The 18,251-nt window shown below is 66.6% G+C and carries 12 protein-coding genes; 6 read left to right on the top strand and 6 right to left on the bottom strand.

What is annotated here, in order from left to right:
- Positions 1-362: 362 nt before the first annotated feature.
- The 5 genes from QZ847_RS10295 to QZ847_RS10315 all read right to left on the bottom strand — a co-directional run bounded on the left by QZ847_RS10295 (position 363) and on the right by QZ847_RS10315 (position 7,474).
- Positions 363-3,947 (bottom strand): M1 family aminopeptidase, encoded by a 3,585-nt coding sequence (locus QZ847_RS10295; RefSeq protein ID WP_294356254.1) that lies wholly within the window; start codon positions 3,945-3,947, stop codon positions 363-365.
- Between the two features lie 6 nt (positions 3,948-3,953).
- Positions 3,954-4,853, bottom strand: coding sequence for an ABC transporter ATP-binding protein (locus tag QZ847_RS10300; protein WP_294356256.1), 900 nt, complete (start codon positions 4,851-4,853; stop codon positions 3,954-3,956).
- A gap of 149 nt (positions 4,854-5,002) precedes the next feature.
- Positions 5,003-6,139, bottom strand: a complete 1,137-nt coding sequence (locus QZ847_RS10305; protein WP_294356258.1) for a HAMP domain-containing sensor histidine kinase — start codon at positions 6,137-6,139, stop codon at positions 5,003-5,005.
- Between the two features lie 34 nt (positions 6,140-6,173).
- Positions 6,174-6,383, bottom strand: coding sequence for a helix-turn-helix domain-containing protein (locus QZ847_RS10310; protein ID WP_294356259.1), 210 nt, complete (start codon positions 6,381-6,383; stop codon positions 6,174-6,176).
- Positions 6,380-7,474: a response regulator gene (locus QZ847_RS10315; RefSeq protein ID WP_294356261.1), complete on the bottom strand. Its 1,095-nt coding sequence runs from the start codon at positions 7,472-7,474 to the stop codon at positions 6,380-6,382. The genes QZ847_RS10310 and QZ847_RS10315 overlap by 4 nt, the downstream gene beginning before the upstream one ends.
- Positions 7,475-7,519: 45 nt before the next feature.
- On the opposite strand from QZ847_RS10315, the gene QZ847_RS10320 reads away from it, so the two are divergent.
- Genes QZ847_RS10320 through QZ847_RS10345 form a run of 6 tightly spaced genes read left to right on the top strand, consistent with a single transcriptional unit; the run spans position 7,520 to position 16,404 of the window.
- Positions 7,520-8,815 carry an efflux RND transporter periplasmic adaptor subunit gene (locus QZ847_RS10320; RefSeq protein ID WP_294356263.1) on the top strand — a complete coding sequence of 432 codons (1,296 nt, stop codon included), beginning with the start codon at positions 7,520-7,522 and terminating at the stop codon, positions 8,813-8,815.
- A gap of 12 nt (positions 8,816-8,827) precedes the next feature.
- A complete protein-coding gene (locus QZ847_RS10325) occupies positions 8,828-9,505 on the top strand; it encodes an ABC transporter ATP-binding protein (RefSeq protein ID WP_294356265.1) in 678 nt (225 codons plus the stop codon).
- A gap of 14 nt (positions 9,506-9,519) precedes the next feature.
- Positions 9,520-10,239 (top strand): head GIN domain-containing protein, encoded by a 720-nt coding sequence (locus QZ847_RS10330; protein ID WP_294356267.1) that lies wholly within the window; start codon positions 9,520-9,522, stop codon positions 10,237-10,239.
- 26 nt (positions 10,240-10,265) lie between these two features.
- On the top strand, positions 10,266-12,683 hold the full coding sequence (locus QZ847_RS10335; protein WP_294356270.1) for an ABC transporter permease: 2,418 nt from the start codon (positions 10,266-10,268) through the stop codon (positions 12,681-12,683).
- Between the two features lie 36 nt (positions 12,684-12,719).
- Entirely contained in the window at positions 12,720-15,149 is a 2,430-nt protein-coding gene (locus tag QZ847_RS10340) for an ABC transporter permease (RefSeq protein ID WP_294356272.1), read from the top strand.
- Positions 15,142-16,404, top strand: a complete 1,263-nt coding sequence (locus QZ847_RS10345) for a TolC family outer membrane protein (protein WP_294356273.1) — start codon at positions 15,142-15,144, stop codon at positions 16,402-16,404. Before QZ847_RS10340 ends, QZ847_RS10345 begins: the two co-directional genes overlap by 8 nt.
- A gap of 492 nt (positions 16,405-16,896) precedes the next feature.
- Here QZ847_RS10345 and QZ847_RS10350 read toward each other — a convergent pair.
- Positions 16,897-18,251 (bottom strand): beta-ketoacyl-ACP synthase II (locus QZ847_RS10350; RefSeq protein WP_294356275.1); only part of this gene is annotated, 1,355 nt, incomplete at its 5' end.

Below are 18,251 nucleotides of genomic sequence, written 5' to 3' on the forward strand. Positions count from 1 at the left end.
TCGCAGCTATTTCAAAAGGCGATCCAGACGGCGCGGATCGATCATTAGGCACGGCACGCTCTGAACCCAGCCGCTTCTTGAGCCAAATGAACGAACGTCCGATAACAATCCGACAGCGCCGAAAGCGGTCAGTCCGATTAGCGACAGCGAAGCAGTTACGTTTGATTGACGGTATAGCTGTCGCGAATGTCACAAGCGAAAGTAGGCAGTTTCGATGCGCATCTGCAGCACGCCTGAGTGGTCGCGAATCCAGGCTTCGCAGACGCCTACACTCGGCTTGAGCCGCAAATGACCGGGACTGAGATGAACGGGTGGCAGCTTTCGGGAAACCGAAACCCGGTTCCGAATGACCGATTGTGGGTTTAGCCGGTCACGCCCACGACGTTGTCGTCGCCATTCCGATCGATGTACTTATTGTAGGGATCGACTCCGACGAACACGGGCTTGCCGTCCGTCACGATGCGGATGTGCTCCACCCCGTTGTGGATCGCGCGGCGCTCCATCCCGAGCACGTCCGCGCGCGAGAAGCTGCCGAACCCGGGACGCGCGGTAAACGCCCCGACGTCGAAGCTGCCGGCGAGCGGGACTTGCGTTTCTTGACCCTGTCCGTTGGCGACGAACTTGGACGCGTCGACCGTGAGCAGCGTCTCCCACCGGCCGTCAGGCAGGCGGTGCGTCGTAGCCCCGGTCGCCTTGAGATCCCACAAGGTGATGCGTTCGAACAGATCCGACACCAGCGTGCGTTCCTCTGCCGTGCGCGCCAAGGAGGCGAAGCCGGCGACAAGGTCGGCCGAGCGCGGGTACGGCCGGCCCTTGAACCGATAACGGTTTAGCAGCCCGGCAAGCATGTGGTTCACGCGGTCCTCGCCCAAACGATCCTGCAGCAGGTACAGCGCGAGCGACCCCTTGTTGTAGTGGATGTAGGTCTGGTTCTCCACGCGCTCCAGCGGTAGTTCCTCCACCCCCTCGGATCGCCGCCCGCGCAGGTAATCGTCGAGCTCGTACTTCAAAAAGCGGCGGATCTTGTCGGGTCCGTACAGCCGCTTCATCACCATCAGCGCGGAATATTGCGCCATCGTTTCCACCAGCAGGGTGCTGCCCTGCATATCGGCGCTGATCAGCTGATGGGCCCAATATTGATGCGCGAGCTCGTGCGCAGTGACGTAGGTGACGTAAGCGATCCGGTCCGGTCGCCGCGCGTCGGCGATGAAGCCGACCGACTCCGAATAGGGGATCGTGCCGGCAAACGCCTGCGCGTAGCTCGAGTAGCCGGGATACTCGACGATCCGGGCATAGTTGAATTGATAGAGGCCGAAGTTCGAGCGGTAATAGCCGAGCGCCGCTTGCATCGCCGCCAGCATGCGATCGACGTTGTAGGGATGCTGCGGGTCATAGAAGACCGACAGGCGGACGCCATCTGCCATCCGGGACTTCACCGCGTAGAGCGCGGACTGGATCGAGAAGTAGGCGAGGATCGGTGCGTCGGACACGAACCGTGCCGTGCGCCACCCACCGGCGACGGTGTCCGACACCTTGCGGCCCGGTGCGATCGGCACCTGATCGGCATCGGTGGACAGCGTGATGTCGGATCGCACCCAGTCGGCGTGTACGTAGTTGCTCCGCTGGGCCGAGCGGTCCTCCAGCTTGGCCGGGCGCAATTCAGCGGGTAGCCCCTGCTTGCGGCGCTTGGTGCGATCCTGCAGCAGCCCGCTTTTGTCCATGCCGATGACCGGCGCGAACTCGCGCGCGTTCAGGAACGTGCCGTTGCGCACCAGACGCACGTCGTCGTCATCGGCGGTGAAGCCGCGGACCGCGCGCGTGGTGCGGAAGCGTATGTCCCCCATCGCGCCTGCCGCGAGCGGATGGTCGAAGCGATAGATGCGGTACTGATAGTCGTCATCCACCATGATCGGCCGCGCGCCGGCTATGGTGACGGCGCCGAGGCGCGTCTTGTCGTCCCGCATGCGCAGGTGAAGGTCGCGTAGCGGCGCACCGGTGTCGTTGACGAAGCAATAGCGCCCTATAGCCGTCATTGTCAGCTGCGAGGGGTGCAGCGCCACGGCAAGTTTTATGTCCGTCAACGTCGGTTGGCGCAGCCCGACGTATCGAAGGTATTTGCGCTCGTAAGCGGCGAGGCGGGCCTCCTGAGCGGGTTCGCTGCGATAGATGTTGATGACATCCATCTGACGATAGACGTAGCTGCCGGTCGCGACGACGAGGACCAACGCCCCGGCGAGCAGCACACCCGGCGTGCCGGCCAGGCGGCGCGGTATGCGGCGCAACCGATGAGCAAGCTTCACGTCCGTCCCACGCCGCCAGAACAAGTGCGCAGCCACGCCCAGCGCCAGTGCCCATCCGATCCAGTACAGCCGCAGCCACCAGCCGCGTGCGCCGCCGACGGCGTCGCCGTTCATGTCGGAAAGACTCGTCGTCCCGGTGGCGCCATACAGGTAGAGCGGATGCTCCCAGCCGACCGTGGTGAAGACGCTGGTCGCAACGAAATAGACGACCATCACCGCCCAGCCGACGTACTTGTTGGGGCTGAGCGCCTGGACGAAGACGGCGAGCACCGCGATCAGCACGAAGTCGACCGTCAGCGGCGCGACGTACCAGGCGAGATATTCACCCGGATGTATGTCGGTGACGCCGCGCGACAGTTGCACCGCCACCGCGACGAGCATCGACAGGAGCAGCGTGGTGACCAGGACTGCGGCGATCGCCAGCGTCTTGGGGACCATGTACGCCCAATTGGGCAGCGCGGTCGCGTCGACGATCTCGTCCACTCCACGCTCGCGATCGCGCCACACCAACTCACCCGCATAATAGATCGCGATGATGAGCGGCATGACGGCGAAGGCACCGGTCAGGTCGCGAATGATTGAGAAGGTAAGGGGCCAGGTCGGTGTGCCGTAGCGCTCACCCGCGGTCAGCAGCCGGGCGACCGCGTTGACCAGCCCGATTGCGACCATGATCACGAAACCGGGGCTGCGGAAGATCAGCGCCATCTCGAACCGGGTGCGTGCGAGCAATTGTGTCCAGCGCGCGGCGGCGGGCGCAGTTGGCGGCAGCGAAGCGACTGTCCGCGGCTCGCGCGCGGCCAGCTTGGCCGCGCGGCGCTGCTCCCGCCGGAGCCGGCGTTTCGATGCGCCGCGCTGGCTAAACGAGAAGCGTGCGTAGGCGATCGCGAGCGCCACTGCCCCGACCAGCAGGCAGACGAGGCGGTTGACCACGAGGACGTCGGCGAAGGCGGGCATGCCGGCGTTTGCGTCGACGGCGGTCCAGTAGCGCGTCACGTAGCCGAACGCTCCGACGCCGAATGGCTCGATATAGGCGACGGTGTCGCGGAGATCGGGCTTGTTGGTCGCGAGGCTGACCAGCGCGAAGTACAGCACCAGAAAGACGATGACCGCGAGATAGCTGTACGTCATCGACCGCGTCATCGTGGCAACGGCAAAGAACACGCAGGAGGTCATAAATAGATTAGGCAGCGCCAGCAGGGCGTAGGCATAGAGATAATCGCCGCGCCGATTGGGGCCGAGCGTCTCAGGGTCCACCCACGGCATGAGCGAGCCGAGCCACATCGCGAGCGGCACCACCAGGAACGCGATCGCCGCGGCGGCGAACGCGCCCAGAAAGCGCGCGAGGAGATAGGATGCCTTGGTCACGCGGGTAGAGCGGACTATCGATCCGAAGCCGCTCTCATCGTCGCGGACCACCACGTTGGAGACGAACGCCGTCGTCACGAACATGAAGAACACCGACATGATGATGTGGGTGCGCGCGATCGCGGTCGCGGCATTCTTGTGGATGTTGCCGCCGCTTCCGATCTGAATCAGGTCGACCGTCATCGATCCGAAGGTCAGCAGGAAGAACAGCACGGCGACGACCCAGAACACCGGGTTGCGCAACTGATACCGGAGCTCAAAGCGGGCGATCGCGCCGAACATCGCCGTTCAGCCCGCGACAGCGGTAACGACGGGCGATCGGCGCGAGCGCGTGAGGGTGGAGAAGTAGACATCCTCCAGCCCACCGTCGGTCGGGCGGAAGCCGTCGCCGGGATCGTCGTCGGACAGCACGTGAACGATCGTGCGCCCGGCGAACAGGCGCGTGGAGATCACCTCATGGGCGGCGCGCGCAGCATCGAGTTCGTCGCGCCCGATCGTCTTTGCCCACACCGTGCCGCGGGTGCGTGCGATCAGGTCCTGCGGCGCGCCGTCCAGCTGGATGCGTCCTGCAGCCAGCACCGCCATGCGCGGGCACAGGTCGGCAACATCCTCGACGATGTGGGTCGACAGGATCACGACGACGTTCTCGCCGATCTCCGCCAAGAGATTGAGGAAGCGGTTGCGCTCCTCCGGGTCCAGCCCCGCGGTCGGCTCGTCGACGATGATGAGGTGCGGGTTGCCGATCAGCGCCTGCGCGATCCCGAAACGCTGGCGCATGCCGCCGGAGAAGCCGGCAATCGCCTTCTTGCGATGAACCCACAGATTCGTCTGCACCAGCAGCGTCTCCACCGTCGCACGACGGTCGGCGGCGGAGACCACGCCCTTCAAAACGGCCATGTGGTCGAGCATGTCGTAGGCGGACACGCGCGGATAGACACCGAAATCTTGGGGCAGATAGCCGAGCGTTTCCCGCAGCCGTTCGGGATGGGCGATTACGTCGATGTCGCCGAAGTGGATACTGCCTGCGGTTGGCGTCTGCAGTGTCGCGACCGTCCGCATCAGCGTCGACTTGCCCGCGCCATTGGGGCCCAGGAGCCCGAACATGCCCGTAGGGATCGACAGCGATACGTCGTCGAGCGCTCGCGTGCCGTTGGCGTAGACATGGCTCACGCCGGTGAGTTCGAGCATCTTTGTCCCCCTGGATCCCCGACCACGATCCTACCGCCCGCTGCCCCGGTGCAATAGGCAAATAATACACTACCGCTGGTCTTGATCTAAAGTGTTGGTGGAACGGCGCTTGGATGCCGACGGGGCTCGCCTGAACGAACATCAACTTTTCAGCGGCAAGCAGCTTTAGTCGGACGACCGCTTAGCCTCCGCGGGGACAGCTTCATGGCGAAAGTCGTCGGCGTGGTTGGCAGCAGGCGAAGATCGCCATCATGTGCTCGGGCAATGCGGCGGGCAAGGCTGAGACCGATCCCTGACCCGTCTGGCTTGGTGGTGAAGAACGGGCGGAAGATGCGGGCGCGGTCGGGCGCGGCGATGCCACGACCGGTGTCACTAACACGTATCGAAAGCTCCGGTTGCGCCACGATCGTCAGATCGACGCGGCACGGCGCGGGTGCAGCGAGCGCGGCCTCGGCACCGTTCTGGAGCAGCGCCCAGAGCGCCTGAGCGAGTTGGTCGCGGTCGATGTCGGCGACCTGTCCAAGCGGCACGTGGACCGCCAGCGCGACGCCGTCGCCGAAACGGCTCAAGAACAGCCGCGCCAGATCGGCGGTCAGCTCGTTCAGCGGAACCGGTTGCAGCACGGGATCGGGCAGTCGAGACAGAGTGCGATAGGCGCGGGTGAAGCCCTCCAGCCCCTCGACGCGGCGGGCGAGAGTGGCGAGTATGTCGTGCAGGCCAGCGTCTCCCCGCGCTGCAGCGGTCACGGCGCTGTCGGCGAGCGACACGACCGGCGATAGGCCGTTGAGCAGCTCGTGGCCGAGAATGTCGATCATCTCGTCGCCGGCTCGGCCCTCGGCGGCGCGCTCTTCGGCGTCGATGTCGATCAGCACGACCAGCCGCTCCCCCGGCGCGGTATCGACAGCATCGACCCGCCAGCTTCGTCCTTCGTGTCGCAGGGGAGCGCCGTCGCTTCCCAGCAGAGAAGGCGAAAGAGGCAGGATTCGATCGTCGGTCCCGAACAGCGCGCGGGCGGCGCGATTGATGGCGTGCGCGCCTGCGGCATCGGTGTGGACCAGCGGCGCTGGCACCTGATCGAGCAGCGAGCGTAGCGGCAGCGCTTGAGCGTCGGTGCCGTTGGTCGGACCACCGGTGTTTGCAGCGGCACCATGCAGCGCCGCCCAGCTGCCGACCGCAACAATCCACGTCGCGCATAGCGCCGTCCCGAACAGCGTCGCCCACCAGCCATTCTGCCAGGCCACAAACAGCAGGGCGCCGGCCGCTATGAGGATTACCCCGGATGCCATGCGCCCCAGAGCCCGACGCCAGCGAAGCGGATAGTCAGAGGCCATAGCGCTCCATGCGACGATAGAGTGCCCCGCGGCTGAGCCCCAGCGCAGCCGCGGCGTGGGTGACATTGTGGTGGTGCTCCCGCAGCGCCGCCTCAATCACACCGCGCTCGTTCTCCTCCAAGTCGAAACGCGAGACGCTGACGTCGCTCTTTGTTGGGGGCGGCGGGGCAGGCGGCAGCAGCAGGGCGGCGTCGATCACTGCGCCGTCGCCGAGCAGTACCGCGCGCTCGATCGCGGCCGCCAGCCCGCGACCTGATCCGGCCAGTCGGCGCGCAGCACTGCCCCCTCTGCCGCAGCGGTCAGCTGCGGCGCAGGTCGACCATGCCGCTCCGCCGCGACGCGCACGAAGTGGCGCGCGAGCAGCAGTGCGTCGTCACCCCGCGCCGATAGCGGCGGCAACGAAATCTCCACGGTCGCCACCCGCCGCGCGAGCGCCGGGCTGATCCGGGTTGCGTCCTCGGCGATCGCGATGATCCGCGCAGCCTCCGGCAATTGATCGAGCAGTCGCGCCTGTTCGACCTCGTCAAGCCGGTCGGGATGACGGAGCAGCAGCGTGCCGCCATTGCCGCTCAGGCGTGCCCAATTGTCGGCGTCGCGCAGGTCGATGCGGGTTATCGGCTCGCCCGAGTGGGTCGAGGTGGCGTGAAGTGCACTCGCGACCAGGGTACGACCGCTGCCGGATGGGCCGGTGACGACTACCCCCGCCATCGTTGGCCCGACCCGCCGGACGAGCTCACGAACGCGCGTCATCGCCGCGTTCTCACCGATCAGCATCGCCGGCAAATTTTCGACTGGCCGAACGATGGGCAGAGCAGTGGAAGCCTCTCTCATCGCCGCACGCTCTAGCTTGGCGAGGAGGTCCGCGTTGCGCCACGGCTTCATGACGAAGTCGCGCGCGCCCGCCCGCATCGCCTCCACTGCGATGCGGATGCCGCTGTGCGCCGTGATGACCACAACGCGTACGCCTCGGTCGTCCGCCATCAGGCGGCCAAGCAGCGCCAGCCCTTCCTCGCCGTCGGTTCGGCCGGCCGAATAGTTCAGGTCGAGCAGAATCACGTCGTAGCGGCGGGCAGCGAGGCGTGACAGCGCCTCCTCCGGCCCGTCCGCCCGATCGAGCGAGTGGCCGGCGAGCCGGACAGCGACTTCCAGCGATTCGGCGACATGGCGATTGTCGTCGACCAGCAGAATGGCGAGCGCGCTTGACGTCGCGTCCGGCTGTCCATTCGTGGACGATGCGTCCGTTGATGAACGATGGGGGCCAACGTCAGAAGATGAAAGTCGAGTGTTCATAGCGGTTTAGGCTTTTCGGGGCGATTGAGCGACACTGGCGTCATGATGACCGAACAGCATCAGGGCGCAAGCACCCTGTCCGTCACCGCTCCCGGTGCCGGCATGGATCGCCGTGTCGCGCGGCCGGCGCGGCCGTGGTGGCGGCGCCGTGCAGTGCTGGTCGGCGCGGCTCTCATCATCGCGACGCTTGCGCTGTGGCGGTGGTTGCCGGCGAGTGGGTCGACCGACATCTCCGCCGCCGACATCGAGTCGGCGGCGGTGACACGCAGCGCCTTCGACGATTATCTGCCGGTCCGGGCGACCGTCGCGCCGCGCGTGACGACGCTGGTCGGCGTCCTATCGGGTGGGCAGGTCGAGCGGCTCCTAGTGCAGGACGGCGCGGTGGTGACGGCCGGGCAGCCGCTCGCGACGCTCGCCAATCCGGAACTCAGGCTCGACGTGCTGACCCGCGAGGCGCAGATCGCGAGCCAGCTGGGCAGCGTGGCCGGGGAAGGGCTGGGGATCGAGCGCAGCAGCCTCGACCGCGCCGCGCAGGTGTCGCAGGCCGAATACGACCTCATCAAGGCGCGTCGCGACCTCGGCATCCGCCAGCAGCTGCACGACAGGGGGTTCCTGTCTGACGCCGGCGTGAAGAGCTTTCAGGAGGAGGCGGACTATCAGCAGCGGCGGCTCGCACAGTTGCGCGCCGGGCGCGCGGCGGAGGCGCGGATCACCGCCACGCAGGCGGCGCGGCTCGCCACCACGCAGGCGCGGCTGTCGGGCAATCTGGCGGCGGTGCGCGGCGGGCTTGAGGCATTGACGGTACGCGCGCCGGCGGGCGGGCGCCTCACCAACTTCACGCTCCAGCCCGGCCAGACGCTGAAGGCGGGCGACCCTGCGGGGCAGGTCGACAGCGAGGGATCGTGGAAGCTGGAGGCCGACGTCGACGAGTATTTCCTCGGCCGCGTCGCCGTGGGCCAGCGCGCACGGACCGGCGACGGCGTGACGCTGACCGTGTCCAAGGTGCTGCCGGCGGTGAAGGACGGGCGCTTCCGCGTCGAACTCACCTTCGACCGTGCAGCGCCGGTCGGTCTGAACCGAGGCCAGACGCTCGACATCCGCGTCACGCTCGGCAGCACCGCGACCGCGCTGGTCGCACCGGTGGGGGGCTGGCTGGAATCGGGTGGCGGCACCTCCGCCTTCGTCCTCGACGCCGACGGCGGTCACGCCCGGCGCCGTGCCGTCCGAACCGGGCGCCGCAATCCCGAACAGGTCGAGATCCTGTCGGGTCTGACCGCCGGAGACCGCATCGTCACTTCGAACATCGCGTCCGTGAAGGGCGACACACTCAACATTCGCTGAAAGGGGCCACTCGTGATCCGCCTAGAGAACATCCAGCGCCGCTACCTCTCCGACGAAGTGGAGACGACCGCGCTGCATGATATCGACCTGCATGTTGCGGCCGGCGAGTTCCTCGCCATCATGGGACCGTCGGGCTGCGGCAAGTCGACGTTGCTCAACACACTTGGCACCGTCGATCGGCCGACTGCCGGCCGCTACATGTTCAACGACCGCGACTTGGCGGCGCTGGACGAGAGGGAACTGGCGAAGTTCCGCGGCGAGACCCTGGGCTTCGTGTTCCAGAGCTTCAACCTGATCGACGAGCTGACGATCGAGGAGAATGTCGCGCTTGGCCTCGCGTATAGAAAAGAGGCGGGGGACCGGCGCGCGCGGGTGGCGGCGGCGATGGACAAGGTCGGCATCGCCCACCGCGCGCGCCATTTCCCGCACCAGCTGTCGGGCGGTCAGCAGCAGCGCGCCGCCATTGCCCGTGCGATCGTCGGCGCGCCCAGGCTGATCCTCGCCGACGAGCCGACCGGAAATCTCGACACCGCCAACGGCGAGCAGGTGATGAACATTCTCACCGGCCTGAACGACGAGGGCACCACTGTCGTCATGGTCACCCACTCGCCCAGCCACGCCGACATGGCGACGCGCCGCATCGACATGCTCGATGGCCGCATCGTCGCAAGCGCCATGCGCGCGATCTGAGGAGCATGCCGGTAGTGAGCTTCCGCGTCGTCGCCTTGTCGGTGTTCTCTCTCGCAGCGAGCGGCTGCGTCGTCGCGGTCGAGCGTCCGCGCGAACGGGTCGCCGACGACCTTTCGCCGATCGAGCGCCGCTTCGCACCCAAATCGTTCACGAGCGTGGAGCTTGCCGGGTCGGACCGGGTGCAGGTGACGCGCGGTCCAGCCGTGTCGGTAACCGCCAGCGGCGATCCGCGCGCGGTGGGGGCGCTCGACATCGCCGTGCGCGGCGACACGCTGCGCATCGATCGCCTGCCCGGCAGCTACCGCGATCGCGGCGCGCTGGTCAGCGTGACGGTGCCCAGCTTGCGGATGGCGTCGATCAGCGGGTCGGGCGCGATGATCATCGTCGCAGTGGAGAGCCCGGACTTCACGGGTTCGGTCGCCGGGTCGGGCGCCATGCGCGTCGCGGATCTGCGTGCGCGAACGGTGCGGTTCGATCTGTCGGGATCCGGAGCGATCAGCGCATCGGGTAGCACCGACGACGCCGCGCTCGATCTCGGCGGATCGGGCAGCATCGACGTGCGCGGGCTAGCCGTCTCCGCGCTCACCATATCGGCTGGAGGATCAGGTACCGTCAGCGCCACGGCGACGCGCACCGCGACGATCCGCGCCGGTGGCTCGGGCAGCGTCCGTGTGACGGGCGGTGCACGCTGCGACGTGGCCAAAGGCGGCAGCGGCTCGGTTCGCTGCGGCTGAGGCCGGACGCTTTCCAGGAACATGCTATGAACCGCTTCGCGCTGCTGTCGCTCTACCGCTCGCTGACCCGTCATCGACTCTACGCCGCGCTCAACATCGGCGGGCTGGCGGTCGGCATCGCGGTGTTCCTGGTGTTGGGCCTCTACGTCCGGTTCGAAACCAGCTTCGAGACGTGGTTGCCGCATCACGGCGAAATCTACCTCGTCCAGACCGAAGGCAAGGGCACCGACAGTCCCTATTTCGGCCGATACCGGCAGACGATGGGCGGGCTGCTGGAGCAGATGAAGGCCGACTTTCCAGGCCTCATCGGCACCCGGATCGAAGGAGGGGAAGGGGGCGGCAGCGTCACGCAGGGTGGCGTGACGCAGCTGGAGGACATCGCTCAAGTCGACCCCGACTTCTTCAAGGTGTTCGACCTGAAGATGGTGCGCGGCGACCAGCGCGTGGCGCTCGACGATCCGACTGCCGTGATCCTCAGCCGCTCCGCTGCCGCCAAGTATTTCGGCGATGCCGACCCGATCGGGCGCGAGCTGACGCTGACCCTGGACGAGCCGGCGGCCTACCACGTCACCGGCGTCTTCGAGGATCTGCCCGCCAACACCGACCTGCGCTTCTCGATGCTGACCCGCACGTCAGCGGTACACGCGAACGACTGGTGGTACCATTGGGGCAGCACCTCGGTATTTACCTATCTGCGCTTTCCCGATGCCCGCGCCGCGGCGGCGTTCGCGGGCAAGATGCCGGGCTTCATCGACCGGCGTGGCCGCCCGGACCTGGGACCGAACTCCTCCCGCTCCATCGGGCTGCCGCTGCTGCCGATCACCGAAGTGCATCTGCAACCGGTCGGCGAGGCAAGCGCCAGCCTTAAGCTGACGATCGTCACGCTGGGGTTGGTCGGCGTGCTGACGCTGCTCATCGCGGTGGTGAACTACGTCAATCTCTCTACCGCACGCGCCGCCCTGCGCGCTCGCGAGGTGGCGATGCGCAAGGTACTGGGCGCGAACCGCGCCGCGCTGATCCGGCAATTCATCGGCGAGGCGGTGCTGACCGCCTTGCTGGCAACCCTCGGTGGTCTGGCCCTCGCCGAGATCGGGCTTCCGCTCGTCAATGCGGCCGGTGGGCTATCGCTATCGATCCCTTATGCGACGGCCGTTCCCGTGCTGGCGGTGCTCGCCCTCGTCGTCGGGGTGGTGGCGGGAAGCTATCCGGCATTGCTGCTGTCGCGCTTTCCGGCGGCTGAGGTGCTCGCCTCGGCTCGCGCGCCCGGGGGCGGGCGCAGCGGCACGCGCCTGCGCGAGGCGCTGGTGATCTTACAATTTGCGCTGGCGATCGCGTTCACCATCGGCACGGCCGTCCTGTTCGCTCAGATGCGCCACGTCCGCGACACCGATCTCGGCTTCAGACGCGACGGCCTACTGGTCATCACAACGCTGAACTACGGCGACCTCGACGACGCGCAGAAGGCCCGGCTGCTGCGAGCGTTGCGCGCGGTGCCGGGCGTATCGGCCATCACCAACGCCGATTCTTCGGTCGGCGGCTTCGGTAACAACAACGTCGACAACTTCGCGCTTCCCGGTCGGCCGGGACCGGGGCCGGCGATCCGATCGATCTTGGTCGGCGGTGACTTCTTCCGCGTCTATCCGCCACGCCTACTGGCGGGACGGCTGTTCGACGACGCGCACCGGATGGACGATGCGACCGGCAGGAAGTCCGCCGAGGCGCGCAACATCGTCATCGACCGCACCGCCGCGGCCAAGCTGGGCTTCGCCGATCCTCGAACGGCGATCGGCAGGACGTTCCGGGTAGGCGGCCCCCGGACCGTGATCGGCGTGGTGGAGGACCTGCGGTTCTTTTCGCCCCGGCTGCCCAGCGGCGGTGCCTACTACACCACCTACCGCGCCCTCGTGCCGTATCCGATCGTGACGCTGCGCTTCACCGGCGACCCGCGCGCGGTAATGGACGGGGTCCGCGCGACGTGGCGTCGTGCGGTGCCGCAGCTGCCCCTCGTGGCGGAGTTCGGTGAGCGACAGCTCCAGCAGTTCTACGACGCCGACGACCATGCGGGTCGGTTGTTCGCGATCGGTGCGGGGCTGGCGGTGCTGATCGGCTGCGTCGGACTTTGGGGTCTCGCCTCGTTCAACACCGCGCGGCGGGTGAAGGAGATCGGTATCCGCAAGACGCTCGGTGCGTCCTCGGTGGACATCGTGCGGCTGCTGGTCGGACAGTTCCTGCGCCCAGTGCTGCTCGCCAACCTAGTCGCCTGGCCGATCGCATTCGTCGCCGTGCGGCACTGGCTCGCGGGGTTCGAGGACCGGATCGCGCTGTCGCCGCTGTTCTTCCTTGGCGCCAGCCTGCTCGCGACCGCGGTCGCGCTGCTCACCGTGATCGGCCAGTCGCTGCGCGCCAGCCGCGCCGCGCCCGCCTGGGCGCTCCGCCATGACTGACCGTCACCGCCAAGCCCTTCCAATCGGATCACGGCCATGAACCGCTTCGCTTTCCTCGCGCTCTATCGTTCGCTGACCCGCGACCGGCTCTACGCCGCGCTCAACATCGGCGGGCTGGCGGTCGGCATCGCGGTATTCCTGGTGCTCGGTCTTTACGTCCGTTTCGAGACGAGCTTTGAGACGTGGCTGCCTCGGCACAAGCAGATCTACGTCGTGCAGACGGTGTGGAACCTGCCCGACAGCCCGGTCAACGGCGCTTATCCCTACACGATGAGTGGTCTGCTCGATCAGATACGCGAGGATTTTCCCGGCGTGGTCGGCACGCGAATCCGCGGCGGAAAGGGTGCGGGCAGCGTGCTGCAGGACGGGCGCGCCACGGCCGAGAATGTGGCGCAGGTCGATCCGTCCTTCTTCGACGTGTTCGACCTGCCGATGGCGCGTGGCGTTGGTCGCGCCGCTCTCGCTCGTCCGGGTGACGCGTTGGTCAGCGAGAGCGCCGCTCGCCGGTTCTTCGGTACTGCCAACCCGGTCGGTCAGCGCTTGACGGTGGCGATGGACAAGGCGAGCGATTACCGCGTCACCGGCGTGTTCCGTGACCTGCCGAAGAACAGTGATCTCGATGTGGACGTGCTGACGCTGCTCCCTCGCACACCGCCGCAGGAAAATTGGTATCATTGGGGCAGTCTGTCATTTCCGACCTATCTCCGCTTCGATACGCCTGGCGAGGCGCGCACGTTCGAGAGCAAGCTGTTCGACTTCGTCAATCGACGTGGCGGAGAGCTGGCCGAGCCCGGCAAGCCTGCGACCGATTTCCAAACCCTACGCCTGTTGCCGATCACGCGTCTCCATCTCGAACCCGAGGGGCAGGAGAGCGGCAGCCGCAAGGCAACCGTGATGACGCTGGGGCTGGTCGGCCTGCTGACACTGCTGATCGCGGTCGTGAACTACGTTAATCTCGCTACCGCGCGTGCGGGCCTGCGGGCGCGCGAGGTAGCGATGCGCAAGGTGCTGGGCGCCAGTCAGGGTGCGCTGGTCCGCCAGTTCCTGGGCGAAGCCATCCTGACGGTCGCGCTCGCGGCGCTCGCTGGCCTGATCCTCGCAGAACTGGGATTGCCGCTGGTGAACGCCGCAGGCGGGTTGTCGCTGACCATTCCCTATGCCGTGGTCGTGCCCGCGCTGGCGCTGCTGGTGCTTGTGGTTGGGATGGTTGCGGGGCTCTATCCGGCACTGTTGCTGTCGCGCTTTCCCGCAGCAGCGGTGCTGGCGTCCGCGCGGACACCCGGTGGGGGGAGAGCAGGCACGCGCACGCGCGAGGCGCTGGTGGTGCTGCAGTTCGGGCTGGCGATCGCCTTCACCATCGGCACCGCCGTCCTGCTCGCGCAGACCCGGCACCTGCGACAGACCGACCTCGGCTTCCAGCGCGAGGGCCTGCTGGTGGTCCGCTCGACCGCCGACAGTCTGGTCGAGCCGGCGCAGCGACGCGCGCTGGTGAACGCCTTCGCCGCCCTCCCGCAGGTCAAGGCCGTCACGATCGCCAACAGCGCCGTGGGCGGTACTGGTGACAGCAGCAGCGACAACGTGCCGTTGCCCGGTGTGCCGGGGAACGGACCATCGCTTAAATGGGAGATCGTTGGGCCGGACTTCTTTAAGACTTATGGTGCGCGCCTACTCGCCGGACGCATGTTCGACGCCGCGCACGGCACCGACGACGCGCAGAAGCAGCACCTCGCCAAGGGCATCAACATCGTCGTCAACCGCCGCGCGTTGTCGACGCTTCGCTTCCCTTCGCCGGAGGCTGCGATCGGCCGGACGGTCGGCGGCGAGCGGCCACGCACGATCATCGGCGTCATTGACGATCTGCGCTTCGCCTCGCCGCGCGATCCCAATCCGCCGACCTATTACCTCTACTACAACGAGCCCGAGCGCATCGGGACCGCGGTTACCACTTTGCGCTTCGCAGGCGATCCACGGGCCACGCTCGCCGCCGTGCGCGCCGTCTGGCAGCGAAACGTCCCGCAGGTGCCGTTCAACGCCGATACTGCTGATCAGCGGCTCGCCAAATTCTACGAGGCGGACGACCGCGCGACGCGGCTTTTCGCGATCGGCGCGGGGCTGGCGGTGCTGATCGGTTGCGTCGGGCTGTGGGGTCTCGCGTCGTTTAACACCGCGCGTCGGGTGAAGGAGATCGGTATCCGCAAGACGCTCGGCGCTTCTTCGGCCGACATCGTGGGGTTGCTGGTCGGACAGTTCCTGCGGCCAGTGCTGCTCGCAAACCTAGTCGCCTGGCCGATCGCCTTCGTCGCCATGCGCCACTGGCTCGCGGGGTTCGAGGACCGGATTGCGCTGTCGCCGCTGTTCTTCCTTGGCGCGAGCCTGCTCGCAACCGCCATCGCGGTGCTCACCGTGCTGAGCCAATCCCTGCGCGCCAGCCGCGCGGCTCCGGCCTGGGCACTTCGCCATGACTAAGCGTAGACGTATGCGTGCCACATTGTTGGCAGGGGCACTCCTGCTCGATCAGAGCGCCCAAGCCGAGACGCTGCCGCAGGCGATCGCGATGGCCTGGGCCACAAATCCGGAGCTGGCCGCCGCCCGCGCCCGGCAGGATGCACTCGCCGAGACACCTGAACAGGCACGCGCAGCGGGACGCGCGACGGCGGAACTGGGCGGCAACGCCGGTTACGACCGGCTCGGCTATGGCCGGTCAGGCAGCAGCGGGGTAACCGCGACCTTGCCGATCTGGACGGGCGGGCGCGTGCGCGCCGCGGTTCGCGCCGCCAGCAGCGATGTGGCCGCCGGCGTCGAGCGGCTGCGCGATGCCGAGGCCGCGGTGCTGGAGCGCGTGGTGGTCGCCTACGCCGACCTGCTCTATAACCAGCGGGCGGTCGAGACCGCGCGGGTCGGCATCGCTCGGCTCGACGCTCAGGTGGCAGAAACCCAGTCGCGCTTCGAACTGGGGCAGGCGACGCGAACCGACGTGGCGCAGCTGGAGGCGCAACGCGCGAGCGTCGCCGCCAATCTCGCCGATGCCGAAGGCGCGCTCGCCACGACGCAGGCCGCCTATCGCGCGGTAGTTGGTGAAGATGCGGGCGTGTTGTCGGCCGAGGTTGCGCCATCGCCACTGTTGCCGCGAACGCTCGCCGATGCCCGCGACGCTGCGACCGCCGCCAATCCGCTGCTGCTAGCGCAACGCCGCGTTGTGGATGCGTCGGCCACTCGCATCAAGCAGGCGCGCGCCGAGCGGGCACCATCCGTCGATCTCGCCGGCGGCTACGGTCGGGGTGTGGTAATCGACGGCAGTGATTGGCGCGGTTTCGACAGTGCTGCCACGATCGGGGCGAGCGTGCGCCTGCCGCTGCTGACCGGCGGGCTGGTATCTTCCCGCGTGCGGCAGGCCGAAGCGACCTGGCGTGCCGAGCGCTTCGAGACGGATGCGGCCGCTCGCGAGGTCGTGCGCGGTGCAGATGCCGCCTGGGCCGACCTCACCGCCGCTCAGGCGCGGCTACGGGCAAGCACGGATGGACTGTCAGCGGCCGATCTCGCCCTCAAAGGAGTTCGCGCCGAATACGGCTTCGGGCTGCGCTCCACCATCGATATCCTGGTCGCTGACCAGAGTTTCCGTGCGGCCCAGCTCGATGTTGCTCGGGCGCGTGCCGATACTCTCACAGCTCAGGCCGCTCTGCTTCGCGCAACAGGACGGATGCAATCAGACGCCTTCAGATAAACAGCCGTGCGCTGGTATGAACAAACGTCCGCTTTTGCGCCGCGAGCTCTAGCGTCTGAATGTCGGTTTGTGGGTCCTCTCTGCCGCGGAGCTGCCGGTCAGCAAGCGACCGACTCCCGGCGCTGGTTAGATCGGCGCGGCATCCCAAAACCGGCCGTTTTAGCAACTCGCGGCCGTCCCATTTCTCCATGTCCAGCGGACCGTTTGGGAATACGCAATCGGGAACACATTTCGGGAAAGCCAGCCTGCCGGACGCTTCAAGAAGACGGATGTTGTCCAAGCCTTCCCGGTCAGCCTTCGATTCCGAGAACGTCCGCCCCGTCTCGCTGGCCGTTCCATTTGGGAAGACCAAACCACGGAGATTGACGCTTTAAATTCCTATGCCTTTGCATCTGGGGAGCGAAACCTTGTCATCGAACGACTGTAATCCGATTGGTGCTTGTATCACCAAAAAGTCAGGACTGCCTTGACAGGGGCATTCCCATCCTTGGGTCACTCGTGGCGACTGAAAACTAGCGCCGCGTTGACTCCACCGAAACCAAACGCGTTTGAGAGTACGTGTATGGGAGCAGCATTTCTTGCACCTTCGTTCAACAAGTCGATCCCTTCGGCACCTTGCATGGGCCGCTCAATGTTTAGGCTAGGCGGCAGGATGCCCCGATCGATGGCAAGCACACTGAATAATGCTTCCATGGCTCCAGCGGCGCCGAGCATGTGACCGGTAGCGGACTTGGTTGATCCTACTGGGACGTTTCCAATCGACGAGCCAAACAGACGACGAAGCGCTGCCAACTCGGCCGCATCGCCGACTGGCGTGGAAGTTGCGTGTGCGTTGACGTAGCCAAGATCCGTCGGTGAGATGCCCGCCCGCGTCAAAGCAATTTCCATCGCCCGTGCCGCCTCACGGCCGTCTGGCCAACCTGCGGTCACGTGATGCGCGTCCGTTGTCGTACCGTACCCGGACAGGATCGCAAGCGGCCGCGCACCGCGTCGCTCGGCGTGACTTAGGCGCTCGATGACCAGCATGGCCGCTCCCTCCGAGAGAACGAAGCCGTCGTGATTAGCATCGAACGGACGCGATGCACGCGTCGGGTCATCGTTGAAGCTGAACGAGAGCGCCTTTGCGGCGGTGAAACCGCCGATGGCAACGGGATCAACACTGCTCTCTGTACCACCGCACAGAGCGATGTCCGCTTCGCCTGTTTCGATCAATCGCATCGCGTCGCCGATCGCCTGGGCCGACGCCGCGCATGCGGTCGTTGGTGTGCCTGTCGGACCATGAAAGCCGAAACGGATCGCGACTTGCCCTGCTGCCAAATTGGACAGGAAGGACGGGACCATAAAAGGGGACAGCCGACGGACACCTTCCGTCTTGATCTGGTTCGCAGCCGCAGTGACCACAGGGATACCACCGACGCCGGTGCCGATGATCGTTGCTGTACGCGATCGTTCCTCGTGACCCTCAGGCGACCAGCCTGATTGCTCGAGTGCCTCCCTCGCCGCGCCCATCGCATAGTGGATGAACCGGTCCGACCGCCGCACTTCGCGGGCATCCATAACCAGTTCTGGATCAAATCCATCCGCCACATCGCTGGCCCGCGCCAATCCACGGGTGAACGACAGTAAAGCCGACTTGGTCATGGCGTATAGCGTCATGCCAGGTACGGGCACGCGTTCCGCGAGGTTAGACCCGATGGTGATGACGCGCCCGTCACTCTTTAGATGAGGCAATGCGGCCTGCGTCGTAAGCAACACACCGCGGATATTGACATGCAGCAACGCATCGATGTCCGTGACGGTAGCAGTGCGCAGGGCACTCGGGCGGAAGATGCCGGCATTGTTGACCA

The organism is uncultured Sphingomonas sp. (genome assembly GCF_913778135.1).
In the GTDB taxonomy this organism is placed as follows: Bacteria; Pseudomonadota; Alphaproteobacteria; order Sphingomonadales; family Sphingomonadaceae; genus Sphingomonas.

What these genes read in the sequence shown, in the direction of transcription:
- QZ847_RS10295 (WP_294356254.1), bottom strand. Translation starts at nt 3,947, where the DNA reads ATGTTCGGCGCGATCGCCCGCTTTGAGCTCCGGTATCAGTTGCGCAAC.
- QZ847_RS10300 (WP_294356256.1), bottom strand. Translation starts at nt 4,853, where the DNA reads ATGCTCGAACTCACCGGCGTGAGCCATGTCTACGCCAACGGCACGCGA.
- QZ847_RS10305 (WP_294356258.1), bottom strand. Translation starts at nt 6,139, where the DNA reads ATGGCATCCGGGGTAATCCTCATAGCGGCCGGCGCCCTGCTGTTTGTG.
- QZ847_RS10315 (WP_294356261.1), bottom strand. Translation starts at nt 7,474, where the DNA reads ATGAACACTCGACTTTCATCTTCTGACGTTGGCCCCCATCGTTCATCA.
- QZ847_RS10320 (WP_294356263.1), top strand. Translation starts at nt 7,520, where the DNA reads ATGACCGAACAGCATCAGGGCGCAAGCACCCTGTCCGTCACCGCTCCC.
- QZ847_RS10335 (WP_294356270.1), top strand. Translation starts at nt 10,266, where the DNA reads ATGAACCGCTTCGCGCTGCTGTCGCTCTACCGCTCGCTGACCCGTCAT.
- QZ847_RS10340 (WP_294356272.1), top strand. Translation starts at nt 12,720, where the DNA reads ATGAACCGCTTCGCTTTCCTCGCGCTCTATCGTTCGCTGACCCGCGAC.
- QZ847_RS10345 (WP_294356273.1), top strand. Translation starts at nt 15,142, where the DNA reads ATGACTAAGCGTAGACGTATGCGTGCCACATTGTTGGCAGGGGCACTC.